The organism is Bacillus sp. FSL R5-0576, from assembly GCF_038004765.1.
Lineage (GTDB): Bacteria > Bacillota > Bacilli > Bacillales > Bacillaceae > Bacillus > Bacillus subtilis.
In genome coordinates this window covers 3,638,063-3,654,934 of the sequence record NZ_JBBORU010000001.1, presented here as the reverse complement: position 1 = coordinate 3,654,934, position 16,872 = coordinate 3,638,063, and the positions used below count along the sequence as shown (strand labels likewise).

Below are 16,872 nucleotides of genomic sequence, written 5' to 3'. Positions count from 1 at the left end.
CCCAAAGCGCTGACGCTTCGGGTGCTGCTGCTTTTATCCTCTTTTTCTGGTTAACAGGCTTACTAGAAAGACAACAATGGCTGCGCCGATTACCGCTGGAATAATGGCAAATCCGGCTAGGTGCGGCCCCCATGTTCCAAGCAGCCCGTGTCCGATCCAGGCGCCTATAAGACCTGCGATCATAGACCCGATAATTCCTCCGGGCATATCTCCTTTTACAAACAGGCTTCCAAGCCATCCGATAATAATAGCGACGATAAGTGAAATAAGAAAACTCATCATGCAACACATCCTATTTTTTATTTATTTGCTTATATCATTCCTCTTTTTTGTATAAGATAAACAACTGGATGCTCTCATAAAAAAATACGGACAATTCAGAGCATATTGGCTCTTCATTGCGCCTTTTCTTTCAATATTTGATGCGTTAAAATGGTAACCGTGTGAAAAGATGCTAGACGAGGAAAAAATAATTCCTATCTAGAAAGTTTAACAAAATGAAATTTTTGATTGACCTAAGTTTTTTATTGTGGTAAACCTTAATTTGTCAGAATTAGTTCTTCATCATCTTTCTTTACTTTATATGCGGAAATAACTAGAAACTTTTCATCTTAAGCGATAGATGTGAATAAAGTTGGAGCAATTTTTGTCGATTTTATGACATTTAAGCGAAAATGGGATGAAGTTTATAAAAAAATAAAGCTAATAAGTGAAGTTTTTGATAGCATAACAAAGTAGAGAAAAGATTTTGAGGAAGTATGCACTTCAGATTTATTACATCAATAGGAAGGATGGTGATCTTCTTGTTCAGAGCATTAAAACCGTTGCTTGTATTAGCGCTGTTAACTGTGGTTTTCGTCCTTGGGGGATGCAGCAATGCTTCAGTACTAGATCCGAAAGGACCTGTAGCTGAACAGCAAAGTGATTTAATCCTGTTATCTATCGGATTTATGCTGTTTATCGTCGGGGTCGTCTTTGTTCTATTTACCATTATTTTAGTAAAATACCGCGACCGTAAAGGCAAAGATAATGGATCTTATAACCCAGAAATTCACGGTAACACGTTTTTAGAAGTAGTCTGGACAGTGATCCCAATTTTAATCGTCATTGCACTTTCTGTGCCAACCGTACAGACGATATATTCGTTAGAAAAAGCTCCTGAAGCAACAAAAGACAAAGAGCCTCTTGTTGTTTATGCTACTTCGGTAGACTGGAAATGGGTATTCAGCTACCCTGAACAGGATATTGAAACGGTCAACTACTTAAACATTCCTGTCGACCGCCCGATCTTGTTCAAAATCTCATCTGCAGATTCAATGGCTTCGCTATGGATTCCTCAGCTTGGAGGGCAAAAATATGCGATGGCAGGAATGCTGATGGATCAATACTTACAGGCTGACAAAGTGGGTACTTACGAAGGCCGCAACGCGAACTTCACAGGTGAACATTTTGCAGACCAAGAGTTTGATGTGAATGCAGTTACAGAAAAAGACTTTAACAGCTGGGTGAAAAAGACTCAGAACGAGGCTCCTAAGCTGACAAAAGAGAAGTATGATGAATTGATGCTTCCTGAAAATGTGGACGAATTAACGTTCTCTTCTACTCACTTGAAATACGTTGATCACGGACAAGACGCTGAGTACGCGATGGAGGCGCGCAAACGCCTTGGCTATCAAGCCGTTTCACCGCACTCTAAAACAGATCCGTTTGAAAACGTAAAGAAAAACGAATTTAAGAAGTCTGATGATACAGAAGAATGATATTGATCAGGAAAGGAGGAAGCCTGCATGAAATTCAAATGGGACGAATTTTTCGTAACTGGTGACCCATTAATTCTGGGCGCACAAGTTTCCATTGCGCTTTCAACCATTGCCATTATTTTTGTACTGACTTACTTCAAAAAGTGGAAATGGCTGTGGTCTGAATGGATAACTACTGTTGACCATAAAAAACTCGGAATCATGTACATTATATCTGCTGTAATTATGTTATTCCGCGGCGGTGTCGACGGTCTGATGATGCGTGCCCAGCTAGCGCTTCCGAATAACAGTTTTTTAGACTCAAACCACTATAATGAAATTTTTACAACTCACGGTACAATCATGATCATCTTCATGGCGATGCCGTTCTTAATCGGTCTTATCAACGTTGTTGTACCTCTTCAAATCGGTGCCCGCGACGTTGCGTTCCCTTACTTGAACAACCTGAGCTTCTGGACGTTCTTTGTAGGGGCGATGCTTTTCAATATTTCTTTCGTTATCGGAGGTTCTCCGAACGCAGGCTGGACGAGTTATATGCCGCTTGCAAGTAACGACATGAGCCCTGGGCCGGGTGAGAACTACTACCTCCTCGGACTTCAGATTGCCGGTATCGGTACCCTGATGACAGGGATCAACTTTATGGTAACAATCTTAAAAATGAGAACAAAAGGCATGACATTAATGCGTATGCCAATGTTCACATGGACAACACTGATCACAATGGTTATTATCGTGTTTGCGTTCCCTGTACTTACAGTAGCATTAGCACTTTTATCATTTGATCGTTTGTTCGGCGCTCACTTTTTCACATTGGAAGCAGGCGGTATGCCGATGCTTTGGGCTAACTTGTTCTGGATTTGGGGACATCCTGAAGTATATATCGTTATTCTTCCGGCGTTTGGTATTTTCTCAGAAATCATCTCAAGCTTTGCAAGAAAACAATTGTTTGGTTACAAAGCGATGGTTGGTTCTATTATCGCCATCTCTGTATTGAGTTTCTTAGTTTGGACTCACCACTTCTTCACAATGGGGAACAGTGCGTCCGTTAACTCATTCTTCTCAATTACGACAATGGCAATCTCAATCCCAACCGGGGTTAAAATCTTTAACTGGCTCTTTACAATGTATAAAGGCCGAATCAGCTTTACAACACCTATGCTGTGGGCGCTTGCGTTCATTCCTAACTTCGTTATCGGCGGGGTTACAGGGGTTATGCTTGCGATGGCAGCAGCGGATTATCAATACCATAATACGTACTTCCTTGTATCTCACTTCCACTATGTGCTGATCGCGGGTACTGTATTTGCTTGTTTCGCCGGATTTATTTTCTGGTATCCAAAAATGTTCGGCCACAAGCTGAACGAAAGAATCGGAAAATGGTTCTTCTGGATCTTTATGATCGGGTTCAATATTTGTTTCTTCCCGCAATATTTCTTGGGGCTTCAAGGCATGCCTCGCCGTATTTACACATACGGACCGAACGACGGCTGGACAACATTGAACTTTATCTCAACTGTCGGAGCTTTCATGATGGGTGTAGGATTCTTAATCCTTTGCTATAACATCTACTACAGCTTCCGTTACTCTACTCGTGAAATTAGCGGAGATTCATGGGGTGTGGGACGTACGCTTGATTGGGCGACTTCTTCTGCGATTCCGCCGCATTACAACTTTGCGGTGCTTCCTGAAGTCAAATCTCAAGATGCATTCCTGCATATGAAAGAAGAAAAAACTGAATTATACCCTGAAAGCAAATTCAAGAAAATCCATATGCCAAGCAACTCAGGCAGACCGTTCTTTATGTCTGTTGCCTTCGGTCTCGCTGGCTTTGGACTGGTATTTGAATGGTACTGGATGGGCGTAGTCGGATTGATCGGAGTCCTGCTCTGCATGGTTCTGCGTTCATTCGAATACGACAACGGCTACTACATTAGTGTTGATGAAATAAAAGAGACGGAAAGAAAGATTTCCGAATAAGGAGGCGTGAGTTATGGAACATGCAGAACACGGCAATTCTAACGCGCCTATGGAATATCAATCTGAAACCGGCAGACTTAATATTCTCGGGTTTTGGATCTTTTTAGGGGCAGAAATTGTGTTGTTCTCAACACTATTTGCAACCTTCTTCGTTCTTAAAAACAGAACAGCTGGAGGTGTCTTGCCAGACGAACTATTTGAAGTCAATCTGGTAATGATTATGACGTTCTTGCTGCTGATCAGCAGCTTTACCTGCGGGATCGCTGTTCATGAAATGCGCCGCGGAAGTTTAAAAGGCGTAGTCATTTGGACAATTATCACTCTTCTTCTCGGTGCCGGCTTCGTCGGATGCGAGATCAACGAGTTTGTTCACTATGTACATGAAGGAGCGGCTCTCAGTACAAGTGCGTTCTGGTCTGGATTCTTTGTTTTACTTGGAACTCACGGAACTCACGTAACAATCGGGATTTTCTGGATCACAGGAATTCTGATTCAGTTGAAGAAACGCGGCTTAACTCCGCAAACTTCATCTAAAATCTTTATCTCAAGCTTGTACTGGCACTTCTTAGATGTTGTATGGATTTTCATCTTTACAGGTGTCTATCTCATGGGATTGGGGGGTCTGTAAAATGGCAAACAAATCTGCTGAACACAGTCACTTTCCTTGGAAACACATTGTAGGTTTTGCACTGTCTATCGTTTTGACCCTGCTGGCTCTATGGGTAGCGGTGTACACTGACCTGAGCTCATCAGCAAAACTTTGGATTATCTTCGGTTTCGCCTTCATTCAGGCGGCGCTGCAGCTTCTCATGTTCATGCATATGACAGAGAGCGAAAACGGCACAATCCAAGTTGGAAACACGCTGTTCGGATTCTTTGGCGCGATCGTTATCGTACTTGGATCCATCTGGATTTTCGCGGCTCACTATCACCATGGTGACCATATGGACGGAAATCCTCCTGGAGGCGCTGAACACTCAGAGCATTCAGGCCATAACGAATAATACAAAAACCCTCTTCATTGGAAGAGGGTTTTTTGCTGTCTTCAGCTGCTTCGCTTTCTGCGAAGATACGGAAGGCCGTAAATGATAAATGCGGCGATATGAGCGACAATGACGTTGACGGCAAACAAGATAATCATGAGAGTGTGTCCTAGTGGAGAAAGGCTTTCTGTTGCGTAAAAGAAGAAGAATACCCACATTAAGATGATTGGCGGAATAGCTGAGAGTGCGACTTTTTTGTTATCAAGCCAAATAAAGAGAGGCGTTGCGCTGGCAACCAATAAGTAAGCAAAAAACATGTCCATCATACCCGTCTCCTTTCATTTTGTGATAACGTTTACAAAAATGAAATAGAGGAACTGAGTTGTGTCTGTTTTGTGATTGTTTTTTGAACATTCTGTTACAATTATTATACCATGTTTTCCAGAAATTGATACGTGTTTTTGCAGAAATGGACTGGATCTATCGTCTTATTTTTTTCGTTCAATATGCTAGGAGAATGTATGGGCATGGGGCTCTGAATTTTTAGCTGTTTCTATATGAGGTATCACATTATTTGGGAACATAACACATTATCGCATTCGTTTTTTAACAAATTCTTTTGGTATGGCGTTTTTTTCATTTGAAAAGTTTTGTGTCAATCGAAACATTTCGGTTTATGATACGTCATATTTCGTGTAGCTGAAAAAGCGCCGCAAATGCTGAAAAAACATAAAAGGAAGCGAGCTTCACGTGTCATCTTGAACGTGGTTCATGTATAATAAACATTAGTGATTTTCCGATGAAAATGTAAGGCGGGATAGAATGAGTCGATATAAGAAACAACAAAGCCCCTTTTACCAGGGGGATTTGATTTTTATATTTGGTGTGTTTTTTATTATAAGCGTAGTATCAATTTATGCTGCCGGTCAGTTTGGGCAGTATGGGAACACGGATTGGATTCAGCAAATTGTGTTTTATTTTTTGGGGGCTGTTGCCATTACAGTTCTTTTGTACTTTGATTTAGAACAGCTTGAAAAGTTAAGTTTATATATTTTTATCATTGGTATTTTATCTTTGATTATTCTTAAAATCAGTCCCGAGTCTATTGCACCTGTTATTAAAGGGGCAAAAAGTTGGTTTAGGATCGGTAGAATAACAATACAGCCGTCAGAGTTTATGAAGGTTGGTTTGATTATGATGCTTGCTTCAGTTATTGGAAAAGCTAATCCTAAAGGAGTTCGGACGCTTAGGGATGATATCCACTTGTTATTAAAGATTGCGGGTGTCGCAGTTATTCCTGTAGGTCTTATCCTGATGCAGGATGCTGGGACTGCGGGAATATGTATGTTTATCGTTCTTGTAATGGTTTTTATGTCAGGTATAAATTGGAAATTGATTGCGATCATAGCTGGTTCAGGTATCTTACTCATTTCATTAATTTTATTAGTAATGATAAACTTTCCTGACGTTGCTAAATCAGTTGGAATACAGGATTATCAAATTAAGCGGGTCACTTCTTGGGTGTCTGCTTCAAATGAGACACAGGAAGATTCAAATGACAGCTGGCAAGTTGACCAGGCCATCATGGCAATAGGATCTGGTGGTATTTTAGGTAATGGTATTTCTAATTTGAAGGTTTATGTTCCAGAGAGTACGACTGACTTTATCTTTTCTATAATAGGTGAGTCATTTGGCTTTATAGGCTGTGCGATTGTTGTCATCATGTTCTTCTTTTTAATCTACAGGCTTGTTGTTCTGATAGACAAAATACATCCGTTTAACCGTTTCGCTTCTTTCTTTTGCGTTGGCTATACGGCGTTAATTGTGATCCACACATTCCAGAATATCGGAATGAACATTGGAATTATGCCTGTTACCGGGATTCCGTTGCTGTTTGTCAGCTATGGGGGAAGTTCGACACTTTCCACGTTAATCGGATTTGGGATTGTATATAATGCAAGTGTGCAACTGACGAAATACAGAAGTTATCTTTTTAATTCTTAATATGCAGACAGCCTTTACAGAGGCTGTCTTTTTTTTGTGCAGAGCATTTCACTTTTGAGATTACTTTTTTTCGGATATGATAAAAAGTGATAAGGAGGTTCTTGTGATGAATAACACAATCGAAACCATTTTGAATCATCGGTCAATCCGGTCTTTTACTGATCAGCTTTTGACAGCTGAAGAAATTGATACATTAGTGAAAAGTGCGCAGGCTGCGTCTACATCCAGCTATGTGCAGGCATATTCGATTATCGGGGTTTCTGATCCTGAGAAAAAACGTGAGCTGTCCGTGCTTGCTGGGAATCAGCCTTACGTTGAGAAGAACGGACACTTTTTTGTATTTTGTGCGGATTTGTACCGCCATCAACAACTGGCTGAGGAAAAAGGTGAACATATTTCTGAGCTGCTCGAGAATACAGAAATGTTTATGGTTAGCTTGATTGATGCGGCGCTGGCAGCGCAAAATATGAGCATTGCCGCTGAGTCCATGGGGCTTGGCATTTGCTATATCGGCGGCATTCGGAATGAACTGGACAAGGTGACAGAGGTGCTGCAAACGCCTGACCATGTGCTCCCGCTTTTCGGACTGGCAGTAGGCCATCCTGCGAACCTTTCCGGCAAAAAACCGAGATTGCCAAAGCAGGCCGTTTATCATGAGAATACGTATAATGTGAACACAGACGATTTCCGTCATACTATGAATACGTATGACAAAACCATTTCTGATTACTATAGAGAAAGAACAAACGGGCAGCGGGAAGAAACGTGGTCCGATCAAATACTGAACTTTATGAAGCAAAAGCCGCGTACGTATTTAAATGACTACGTGAAAGAAAAGGGCTTTAATAAAAACTAAAGCAAACCTCTCCGTCTGGAGAGGTTTTTATGTTTCACGTGTAACATATTCCGACAAATAGGGACAGGCTTTCACAAATAAATGGCGAATGATAGGGAACACTGATAAGCAGTGTGAGCGGCTTTGGAGAAAAAATAGAAGATCAGTGATACGATGAGGATGAGGTGGTAGGGATGGTTTCATTAAGTATATTAGATCAATCTCCAGTATCAGAGGGCAGCAATGCAGAAACGGCCTTACAGCAAACCGTTGCGCTTGCCCAAGCTGCTGAGGACCTTGGATATAAGAGATTTTGGGTTTCTGAGCATCACTTTTCAAAACGTCTGGCAGGGTCCAGTCCTGAGGTGCTAATCAGTCATATAGCAGCGAAAACAAAGCGAATCCGTGTTGGATCAGGAGGAGTCATGCTGCCGCATTACAGTGCTTATAAAGTAGCTGAAAACTTTCGTGTTCTGGAGGGGCTGACACCAGGAAGAATTGACCTGGGGCTTGGCAGAGCACCGGGGGGAATGCCGATTGCATCATGGGCGCTGAATGACGGCGGTAAGCGCAATGCTGATCAGTATCCGCAGCAAATCAAGGAGTTGACCATGTATTTGCATGATTTGGCGGATGATAAACACCGTTTTCCGAATCTGACGGCTGCGCCGCATATTTCAACGGCTCCGGATGTGTGGCTGCTCGGCTCATCTGGAGAAAGCGCGCTGCTCGCAGCTGAATCTGGCGCTGGCTATATGTTTGCCCATTTTATCAATGGAGAGGGCGGAGAGGGTACTGTCAGACAGTATAAGAGGCGATTCAAACCGTCTGTGTTAGGAGATACGCCTCGAGCGGCAGTTGCTGTTTTTGTTCTTTGTGCTGACACGGAGAAGAAGGCAGAGGAGCTTGGGGCTGTGCTTGATTTTACACTTTTGGCGGGAGAGCAGGGTATTCCTTTAGAGGGAGTTCCTTCGTATGAAGCTGTTCGGAAAAATACGTATTCTTCTTATGAACAGAGACGAATTGCTGATAATCGAAATCGAATGATTGTTGGTACGAAAGAACAGGTTAAGGAGCGGCTGCTAGCTTTGAGTAAAGCGTATGAAACAGAGGAAATCATGGTGGTGACCATCACGCATCATTTTGAAGATAAGCTCCGATCGTATCGCTTATTGCAGGAGGCGTTTGCTGACTGATCTTTAAAAAGCCCTGCCGAATCGGCAGGGCTTTTTCTTATTCAACAGTGAAAGGTTCTTCGGTCAAAACCTGGCTTGACTTGCCTTTGTTCGCGGCATATGCGAGCAAGTAATACTCTCCGGCCGGAAGTTTGGTTCCGCCATTAATCGTGCCGTCCCAGTCAAAGTACTGATAACCTTTATCTTGATTTTTATAAATGCCGGCTTGGCCTGCGAAATCAAGGTTGCTGTCATAGACGAGGAACGCCAGCTCTTCCGCTCCCGCAGGAAGGTAGGTTTCAATTTGATAGGTGCCTTGTACAGACCCTTCGCTGACAGAGACAGATGTGACTCTCGGATAATCGGGCTCTTTCACAATCAGCAATGTAGGTACCTTAGCGACCGTTTTTCCGCCTTCTCTGACGATAACCGTTCCTTCATAGGTGCCAGCTTTTGTTTTCTTCGTATTGACCTTTACTTTTGCAGTGGCTTTCCCGGTTTGATGTGCCGGAATCACAACACGGCTTGTGCCGGATGTGGAGATGCCGCTGCCATTAAATGAGTATTCCAGTGTGTATGATTTTCTAATGGAAGATTGATTTTCAATCGTAAACGTTTCTTTTTTCGTTTCGTTTCCGTTTTCCTTCAAGAACGTGCCGTATGAATAGCTTCCAGGTGAGACGAGCGAATCTGCTTTGATTGCGTTCATGATTCTTGCGCTGCCTGCGCCTTGAGCGTTATGCGGATATACTTCCCCATCGCTATCCTTTAAAGTGACAGCGGTATTCATGATGGCGGCTTTAATCTGTTCAACGCTCCACTTTGGCTTGGCTTGTTTAATAACGGCAACCGCTCCGGCAATATGAGGCGATGCCATGCTTGTTCCTTGTTTTGATCCGTAGCCGTATGGATGGTCAGGATCGTGTGTTGGGATCGTGCTCACGATATTGACCCCTGGCGCGGAAATATCAGGCTTAATCATCCACGTATCCATAACAGGGCCGCGTGATGAGAAATCAGCCACTTGTTCACCGAGCGCTTTTGAGACCGTCAACTTGAATGTTGTTTTTGTCTCACCAGCTTTCAGGGCACTGACGAGTTTTTCGCCGTCTTCTAATGAAAGCTTAATCGTTGGGACAGACATGCCTGGCACATTGGCTTCAATTTCTCCAGAGAGGTTGTTATACACAACCATGCCGATTGCACCGGCTTTTTTAGCGTTATCCGCTTTATCCACAAATGCAATGCTGCCTCGTTTGACAACGGCGACTTTGCCTGTCAGGTCTTTCCCTTTAAAATCCTTTTCTTCGCCGATTCCTGCTTCGACAAGCTCAATTTCTTTGTTATTGAGCGCTTTGACGTCGTCCTCTTTGTTGTAGCCCATCACTTTTGCTGAAGAGTAGGAGCCGAAAGTGACGGCGTATTCATTGAGCGGCAGCTGAGTCGCACCGACAGAAATCGCTTCTCTTGATGTGCCCGGCGATCCGACTGTCCAGCCGTTCGGTCCGCTGTTGCCGTTTGAGGTAACAGCGACAACGCCTTCTGACATGGCCCAGTCAAGCGCTGTGCTTGTCGCCCAGTCCGGGTTGTTTAAAGAGTTTCCGAGAGACAGGTTCATCACATCTGCTCCGTCCTGCACTGCACGTTCCACACCGGCGATGACGTTTTCCGTTGTGCCGCTTCCGCCAGGTCCTAACACACGATAAGCAAGAAGTGTGGCATCAGGCGCTACGCCTTTAATTGTTCCGTTTGCAGCCACAGTTCCGGCTACGTGTGTGCCGTGGTCAGTCGCTCCGCCCCTCGGATCGCCTGTTGGTGTTTCTTTTGGATCGTAATCATTGTCCACAAAATCGTATCCTTTATATTGTCCAAAGTTTTTCTTCAGATCTGGGTGATTGTATTCAACCCCAGTGTCAATAATCGCCACCTTGATGCCTTTTCCTGTGTAGCCTAAATCCCATGCATCGTTTGCTCCGATATAAGGCGCACTGTCATCCATTTGCGGAGATACGGCGTCTTCGGAGATTGTGACGTCTTTATCCTTCATATTGTCTGTTTTATATGTGACGTTCGGGTACACTGCCTTAACGTCTTTTACCGCGAGAAGTTTTGGAATCTCATTAGCTGGAAGCTTCATAGAGAAGCCTGAGAATACCTGCTCATATTCCCGGTTTACTTTTCCGTTTTTCACCGCTTTGATTGCTTTGTTTTTTGCTTTTGTGCGAGCGGTTTTCAGCTTGCTTTTCGATTGGCTTTCTCCCGCTTCCTTCGCTTCTGCCAAGGATTTTTCTTTTAATTCCACTATAACGGTTGTTTTTTTGCTTGTCGTCATGTCGATATCACCGAATACCTCGGCTTTTTCCAGATCAGCCGACGTTTTTGAAGAAGCTGGAGCTGCCTGGACGCCCGTAATACCTGTGGATAACGCAAAAAATAAGACAAAACTTACAAGCAGAAAGCGAATGATCCCCTTTTTCAATGTGTTTCCCCCTTTGTGTTTAGAAAAAATGTGAAAGATCTAGTATATATTTCTTGAAAATTCAAAAAAATCCTTGTGTCATTTGAACCATTTATTGGATTTTGTTTGTGTATAACGAAGGAGTTATACACAGAACCCTGTGTATAAGTGAATAAACCTGTGTATATATATAGTTAGGAATATACGTTCGTATACAAAATATAGATAGAGTTTGTGGACATGTGGATATCTCTTGTGATTAAGTTGTTCTTATCTTTGGGATAACTTGTGTATAAAGTTTTCAAAGCGGTTCTCCAATTTTCATTTCAATTCTTTCAGCTTTCAACAAAACTTCTAAAAACTAGTTGGTTTTTTCACTCATATTGTGACAAAGAATTCTCTTTCCACGGTCTATCATAGAGTCATGAGTTTTGCTAGAGCCGCTAGTTTGCGAGAAAAGAAATCGGCCGTCTTTTCTTGCGGGCTGCGGCTGAGAAAACGGGCTGCTAAAAAGGCTGCCTGCCAAAAAGAAGCGGAGGGATGTTTTTCTATGAAACGTTTGCTTGTATCTTTACGGGTGTGGATGGTCTTTTTGATGAACTGGGTGACGCCGGACAGAAAAACTGCGGCTGCCGCGGTCTATTCGGCTCAGCGTACATACCAAAGAAAGGCGGCTGTGCAGGCCGCAGGACTCGTTTCGTTTTATGAGTGGCGGATGGCTGTGAATGAGGAAGAAAAGCAGAAAGCGAAAGCCGCCGCGCTTTATAAAAGAAGATGTTTGCAAGCCTTCAAGGAATCGCCAAAGCAGGAGAGAGCGGGCCCGCATCTTTACATGGCGGTCAAAAGGAGGTAAAATCCCAGTCAAAAGCAAATTGGCGGGAGAGATAACCTCTTGAAAATCTATAAAGTATTAAACAACAATGCGGCTTTAATAAAAGAGGATGATCAGGAAAAAATCGTGATGGGGCCGGGAATCGCTTTTCAAAAAAAGAAAAATGATCTCATCCCTATGAATAAAGTGGAAAAAATCTTTGTCGTGCGCGACGAGAATGAAAAATTCAAACAAATCCTGCAAACACTGCCGGAGGAACATATAGAAATAGCTGAGGATATCATCAGCTATGCGGAGGGGGAGCTCGCGGCGCCGCTGAGCGACCACATTCATATCGCGCTTTCTGACCATTTATCCTTTGCGATCGAAAGGGTTCAAAATGGGCTGCTTGTCCAGAATAAATTGCTGCATGAGATAAAGGCGCTCTATAAAAAAGAATATGAGATCGGCCTGTGGGCGATCGGACATGTAAAAGAGACATTGGGCGTGTCTCTGCCTGAAGATGAAGCGGGTTATATTGCCCTTCACATCCATACGGCGAAGATGGATGCGGAGAGCATGTATTCGGCGCTGAAGCATACGACCATGATCAAAGAAATGATAGAGAAAATAGAACAATACTTTAATCGAAAGGTGGATGAAAACAGCATTTCCTATCAACGCCTTGTCACGCATTTGCGATACGCGGTCAGCCGGTTGGAATCAAATGAAGCGCTCCATCGTATGGACGAGGAGATGCTTTATTTCATCCAAAAAAAGTATTCATTCGCCTATCAATGTGCGCTGGAGCTGGCGGAGTTTTTGAAAAATGAATATCAATTACATTTGCCGGAATCCGAGGCCGGCTATATCACGCTGCATGTCCAGCGTCTTCAAGATCTCTCGGAATAACCGCTTTGACTTGCAGGGAGTGATCTCTGGAAGTTTTTTTATTGATCAGGATTCAGTGTGTAGTACATCCAGCCCATCATAACTATTCCCGCGGTCAGATTGCCGAGCGTAACGGGGATTAAGTTTCTGACTGCTCCCATCAGTGTCACTGTATCAGGGTGCTCGATCAAAAGCGAGATGGCGAATGTGCACATATTGGCAATGCTGTGTTCAAAGCCGGAAATAAAGAAGCAGAAAACGAATAGCATCATGGTAAAAAGCTTTGCTCCTTCCCCTTTGAGAGACATTGGAATGAAAAAGGCGAGGCACACAAGCCAATTGCACAGCATTCCTCTGAAAAACAATTCGGAAGCCGGCGGCTCCATTTTGTGCTCTGCCAAATGAATCAAAAAGGAATGAACAGAAGGCTCCTCAAAAAGTCCCGTCGCGCTGATCAGGATGGCAAATAGAATGGCGCCGATTAAATTGCCGGCATAGCTTGACATCCACAAGTACAGGGTGTTGCGCCAGCTGAGTTTTTTCCGGAGCGCGGTATAGGTGAAATAAAAGGTGTTGCCGGTAAATAAATCTCCGCCTCCGTAAGCAATCAGCAGAATAGCGGCCCCGAAAGTGACAGCGGCTGCCGGAAAGGCAAACGGAGAATCAGCCATAAAGAAATAGCTGCCTGTTTTGCTTGCGGCTGTAATGCCAAAACCAATAAACATACTGGCCAAAATGGACCGAAGCACATAACGGATTTTGCTTGAAGCGAATATGTTTTGTTTTTTCAAAGCATACTGTTCAACCTTTTGCAAAGCTTGAGTTTCCATTGTCTTTTCCTGCTTTCTTTCATGATTGAGCATAGTATAGCACGATATTGTGAAGTATTTCACAATTAATTTTTACGAATTTTTGTCTACATGTTTTATCAAACTATTTAACTAAAAAAATAGTTGACGAAAACGCTGTCATGATTTATGATGAAAGCGTATTCTTAATCTGAATAAGCGGGATTGTGACTGGTAAAGCAGGCAAGACCTAAAATTTGCGTAAATGAAAAAGGATCGCTGTGTCCTTTATTCGTTGGCGAATTTTAGGTCTTTTTTGTTTAAATAAAAGGGGGAGAAATAGATGGATTACAAAGAGACTGCAAAACGCCTCATTGAGCTTCTCGGAGGGAAAGAAAATATTATCAGCGCGGCTCATTGTGCAACAAGACTGCGTTTAGTGATGAAAGATGAATCAAAGATAGATCAAGCACAAGTAGAAGAGCTTGATGGCGTCAAAGGGGCTTTCAGCAGCTCTGGCCAGTACCAGATCATTTTCGGAACAGGCCTTGTGAATAAAGTATTCGATGCCTTTTCTAAAGAAGCTGATATCGAGCGTGAAGAACACGTAAATCATCAGGATGCGGCAAAAGAAAAGCTGAATCCCGCTGCGAGATTTGCGAAAACGCTTTCTAATATTTTTGTTCCAATCATCCCGGCTATTGTAGCCAGCGGCCTATTAATGGGATTGCTGGGTATGATCAATGCGTTTCATTGGATGAGCAAGGATTCTGCGCTTTTGCAGCTGCTTGATATGTTTTCAAGTGCAGCATTCATTTTCTTGCCGATTTTAATCGGGGTCAGCGCTTCAAAAGAGTTTGGCAGCAATCCATACTTGGGAGCGGTCATCGGGGGAATCATGATTCATCCGAATCTTTTAAATCCATGGGGATTGGCGGAAGCGACACCTGATTACATGCATCTTTTCGGATTTGATATCGCGCTTCTCGGCTACCAGGGAACTGTTATCCCTGTCCTGCTTGCGGTGTATGTGATGAGCAAGGTAGAGAAATGGACGAGAAAAGTGGTTCCACATGCGGTGGATTTGCTTGTTACACCATTTGTTACTGTGATTGTCACCGGGTTTGTTGCTTTTATCGCGATTGGCCCTCTAGGCAGAGCGCTTGGCTCCGGCATTACGGTTGCTTTAACTTATGTGTATGACCATGCCGGTTTTGTCGCAGGTCTGATTTTCGGGGGCACGTATTCACTCATCGTGCTGACAGGCGTTCATCATAGCTTCCATGCGATTGAGGCTGGGCTTATTGCAGATATAGGCAAGAACTACTTGCTGCCGATCTGGTCAATGGCGAATGTCGCACAGGGCGGGGCAGGTCTTGCCGTCTTCTTTATGGCGAAAAAGGCAAAGACAAAAGAAATCGCGCTTCCGGCAGCATTTTCCGCTTTTCTCGGCATTACTGAGCCCGTCATATTCGGAGTCAATCTTCGCTACCGAAAACCGTTTATCGCCGCGATGATCGGAGGCGCATTGGGTGGGGCATATGTCGTCTTTACACATGTAGCTGCAAACGCTTACGGGTTAACGGGTATTCCGATGATCGCCATTGCGGCTCCGTTTGGCTTCAGCAACTTGATTCACTATCTGATTGGCATGGCGATTGCGGCAGTGTCAGCGTTCATTGCAGCATTTGTCATGAAGATTAATGAGGATGAGGAGAGGAAAAAATGACAGCACATGATCAGGAGCTTCGTCGCCGGGCTTATGAAGAAGTGGAGAAAAAAGAGCCCATCGCTAACAGCGATCCGCACCGCCAGCATTTTCATATCATGCCGCCGGTTGGGCTGCTGAATGACCCAAATGGCGTGATTTATTGGAAGGGCAGCTATCATGTATTCTTTCAGTGGCAGCCGTTTCAGACGGGGCACGGCGCAAAATTTTGGGGGCATTATACGACACAGGATGTTGTGAATTGGAAGCGGGAAGAGATTGCGCTGGCTCCGAGTGATTGGTTTGATAAAAACGGCTGCTACTCGGGCAGCACTGTCACGAAAGACGATCGGCTCTATCTGTTTTACACAGGAAATGTCAGGGATCAGAATGGAAACCGGGAAACGTATCAATGCCTTGCTGTATCTGACGACGGACTGTCCTTTGAGAAAAAGGGTGTCGTCGCCCGCCTTCCGGAAGGATATACGGCGCATTTTCGCGATCCGAAGGTATGGGAGCATGAAGGCACATGGTATATGGTGATTGGTGCGCAAACAGAGAATTTGAAAGGGCAGGCTGTATTGTTTGCTTCTGATAACCTGACAGAGTGGAGATTTCTTGGCCCGATAACCGGCGCGGGCTTCAACGGGCTGGACGATTTTGGATACATGTGGGAATGTCCGGATTTGTTTTCCCTTCAAGGATCGGACGTGCTGATTGTTTCGCCTCAAGGGCTTGAGGCTGACGGTTTCCGTTATCAGAACGTATATCAATCAGGTTATTTTGTCGGCCGGCTTGATTATAACAAGCCTGAACTGAAGCATGGTGAATTTATGGAGCTTGATCAAGGTTTTGATTTTTACGCGCCGCAAACACTTGAAGACGATCAGGGAAGGCGGATTTTGTTTGCATGGATGGCTGTGCCTGATCAGGATGAAGGGTCCCATCCGACCATTGACTGCCACTGGATTCACTGCATGACGCTGCCGAGACAGCTGACGCTTTCAGGCCAGAAGCTGATTCAGCAGCCGCTGCCTGAGCTAAAAGCCATGCGCAGAAATGAGAAAAAAATACACATCAATATGCATGGATCATCTGGTACGCTTCCAGTAGAAAAACCTGAAAGAGCTGAGATTCTGCTGGAAGACATTCATACGGAGTCTGGCTTTTCAATCAGTATCCGCGGAACGGCTACGTTTTCCTTCCAAAAAGACGAGGGGATTGTTACTCTGGAACGAAAGAGCTTTGACGGAAAAAGAACAGAAGCGAGACATTGCCACATCAAGGATTTGCATACCGTACACATGTTTCTCGACGCGTCATCTGTGGAAATCTTTATCAATAACGGAGAAGAGGTCTTTAGTGCGAGATATTTTCCTTTCCCGGGAAATCATGAAGTAACAGCCAGTTCGACCGGGAAATCTGAAATGAATGTCGGAATTTGGACACTTATGTAGAAAATCCTTCTATTTTCTTATGTGA

General features: G+C 43.9%; 15 protein-coding genes. 11 read left to right on the top strand and 4 right to left on the bottom strand.

Going from position 1 to position 16,872, the window contains the following annotated elements; genetic code table 11:
• Positions 1-33: 33 nt before the first annotated feature.
• Positions 34-279, bottom strand: coding sequence for a GlsB/YeaQ/YmgE family stress response membrane protein (locus tag NX903_RS18745; protein ID WP_009968363.1), 246 nt, complete (start codon positions 277-279; stop codon positions 34-36).
• Between the two features lie 515 nt (positions 280-794).
• On the opposite strand from NX903_RS18745, the gene qoxA reads away from it, so the two are divergent.
• The 4 genes from qoxA to qoxD are packed head-to-tail and all read left to right on the top strand — an operon-like array spanning position 795 to position 4,741.
• Complete coding sequence (qoxA, locus tag NX903_RS18740; RefSeq protein ID WP_010886637.1) at positions 795-1,760, top strand: cytochrome aa3 quinol oxidase subunit II; 966 nt, start codon at positions 795-797, stop codon at positions 1,758-1,760.
• A gap of 27 nt (positions 1,761-1,787) precedes the next feature.
• Positions 1,788-3,737, top strand: a complete 1,950-nt coding sequence (gene qoxB, locus NX903_RS18735) for a cytochrome aa3 quinol oxidase subunit I (protein WP_003227407.1) — start codon at positions 1,788-1,790, stop codon at positions 3,735-3,737.
• Between the two features lie 13 nt (positions 3,738-3,750).
• Entirely contained in the window at positions 3,751-4,365 is a 615-nt protein-coding gene (gene qoxC / locus NX903_RS18730) for a cytochrome aa3 quinol oxidase subunit III (RefSeq protein WP_003227409.1), read from the top strand.
• A 1-nt stretch (position 4,366) separates the two neighbouring features.
• Positions 4,367-4,741 (top strand): cytochrome aa3 quinol oxidase subunit IV, encoded by a 375-nt coding sequence (qoxD, locus tag NX903_RS18725; protein WP_015384989.1) that lies wholly within the window; start codon positions 4,367-4,369, stop codon positions 4,739-4,741.
• A gap of 41 nt (positions 4,742-4,782) precedes the next feature.
• Here qoxD and ywcE read toward each other — a convergent pair whose 3' ends face one another.
• Entirely contained in the window at positions 4,783-5,046 is a 264-nt protein-coding gene (gene ywcE, locus NX903_RS18720) for a spore morphogenesis/germination protein YwcE (protein WP_003227411.1), read from the bottom strand.
• Positions 5,047-5,542: 496 nt separating this feature from the next.
• Here ywcE and rodA point away from each other — a divergent pair, with 496 nt between their 5' ends.
• From rodA to NX903_RS18705, 3 genes are all read left to right on the top strand, one after another.
• Positions 5,543-6,724, top strand: coding sequence for a cell shape-determining peptidoglycan glycosyltransferase RodA (gene rodA, locus NX903_RS18715; RefSeq protein ID WP_015250943.1), 1,182 nt, complete (start codon positions 5,543-5,545; stop codon positions 6,722-6,724).
• 106 nt (positions 6,725-6,830) lie between these two features.
• On the top strand, positions 6,831-7,580 hold the full coding sequence (gene nfsA / locus NX903_RS18710; protein ID WP_014478349.1) for an oxygen-insensitive NADPH nitroreductase: 750 nt from the start codon (positions 6,831-6,833) through the stop codon (positions 7,578-7,580).
• A 173-nt stretch (positions 7,581-7,753) separates the two neighbouring features.
• A complete protein-coding gene (locus tag NX903_RS18705) occupies positions 7,754-8,755 on the top strand; it encodes an LLM class flavin-dependent oxidoreductase (protein ID WP_086344459.1) in 1,002 nt (333 codons plus the stop codon).
• A 37-nt stretch (positions 8,756-8,792) separates the two neighbouring features.
• Here NX903_RS18705 and vpr read toward each other — a convergent pair whose 3' ends face one another.
• A complete protein-coding gene (gene vpr, locus NX903_RS18700) occupies positions 8,793-11,213 on the bottom strand; it encodes a serine protease Vpr (protein ID WP_086344458.1) in 2,421 nt (806 codons plus the stop codon).
• A gap of 529 nt (positions 11,214-11,742) precedes the next feature.
• Between vpr and NX903_RS18695 the strand changes: the two genes are divergently transcribed.
• Together NX903_RS18695 and sacT are read left to right on the top strand one after the other, a co-directional pair.
• Entirely contained in the window at positions 11,743-12,045 is a 303-nt protein-coding gene (locus NX903_RS18695) for a hypothetical protein (RefSeq protein WP_003222155.1), read from the top strand.
• 39 nt (positions 12,046-12,084) lie between these two features.
• Positions 12,085-12,915 (top strand): sac operon transcriptional antiterminator SacT, encoded by an 831-nt coding sequence (sacT, locus tag NX903_RS18690; RefSeq protein ID WP_086344457.1) that lies wholly within the window; start codon positions 12,085-12,087, stop codon positions 12,913-12,915.
• A 38-nt stretch (positions 12,916-12,953) separates the two neighbouring features.
• On the opposite strand, the gene NX903_RS18685 is transcribed toward sacT, so the two are convergent.
• The gene (locus NX903_RS18685; RefSeq protein ID WP_014481261.1) at positions 12,954-13,724 is read right to left on the bottom strand and encodes a formate/nitrite transporter family protein; all 771 of its coding nucleotides are present in this window, start codon (positions 13,722-13,724) and stop codon (positions 12,954-12,956) included.
• Between the two features lie 301 nt (positions 13,725-14,025).
• On the opposite strand from NX903_RS18685, the gene scrA reads away from it, so the two are divergent.
• Together scrA and sacA are read left to right on the top strand one after the other, a co-directional pair.
• Positions 14,026-15,411 (top strand): PTS system sucrose transporter subunit IIBC, encoded by a 1,386-nt coding sequence (scrA, locus tag NX903_RS18680; protein ID WP_003227426.1) that lies wholly within the window; start codon positions 14,026-14,028, stop codon positions 15,409-15,411.
• On the top strand, positions 15,408-16,847 hold the full coding sequence (gene sacA / locus NX903_RS18675; protein WP_086344456.1) for a sucrose-6-phosphate hydrolase: 1,440 nt from the start codon (positions 15,408-15,410) through the stop codon (positions 16,845-16,847). The genes scrA and sacA overlap by 4 nt, the downstream gene beginning before the upstream one ends.
• The last annotated feature ends 25 nt before the right edge of the window (positions 16,848-16,872 follow it).

Bases quoted from the DNA above. Each gene is read 5' to 3' on its own strand.
- NX903_RS18745 (WP_009968363.1), bottom strand. From the start codon at position 279: ATGAGTTTTCTTATTTCACTTATCGTCGCTATTATTATCGGATGGCTT.
- qoxB (WP_003227407.1), top strand. From the start codon at position 1,788: ATGAAATTCAAATGGGACGAATTTTTCGTAACTGGTGACCCATTAATT.
- qoxC (WP_003227409.1), top strand. From the start codon at position 3,751: ATGGAACATGCAGAACACGGCAATTCTAACGCGCCTATGGAATATCAA.
- qoxD (WP_015384989.1), top strand. From the start codon at position 4,367: ATGGCAAACAAATCTGCTGAACACAGTCACTTTCCTTGGAAACACATT.
- ywcE (WP_003227411.1), bottom strand. From the start codon at position 5,046: ATGATGGACATGTTTTTTGCTTACTTATTGGTTGCCAGCGCAACGCCT.
- rodA (WP_015250943.1), top strand. From the start codon at position 5,543: ATGAGTCGATATAAGAAACAACAAAGCCCCTTTTACCAGGGGGATTTG.
- nfsA (WP_014478349.1), top strand. From the start codon at position 6,831: ATGAATAACACAATCGAAACCATTTTGAATCATCGGTCAATCCGGTCT.
- NX903_RS18705 (WP_086344459.1), top strand. From the start codon at position 7,754: ATGGTTTCATTAAGTATATTAGATCAATCTCCAGTATCAGAGGGCAGC.
- NX903_RS18695 (WP_003222155.1), top strand. From the start codon at position 11,743: ATGAAACGTTTGCTTGTATCTTTACGGGTGTGGATGGTCTTTTTGATG.
- NX903_RS18685 (WP_014481261.1), bottom strand. From the start codon at position 13,724: ATGGAAACTCAAGCTTTGCAAAAGGTTGAACAGTATGCTTTGAAAAAA.
- scrA (WP_003227426.1), top strand. From the start codon at position 14,026: ATGGATTACAAAGAGACTGCAAAACGCCTCATTGAGCTTCTCGGAGGG.
- sacA (WP_086344456.1), top strand. From the start codon at position 15,408: ATGACAGCACATGATCAGGAGCTTCGTCGCCGGGCTTATGAAGAAGTG.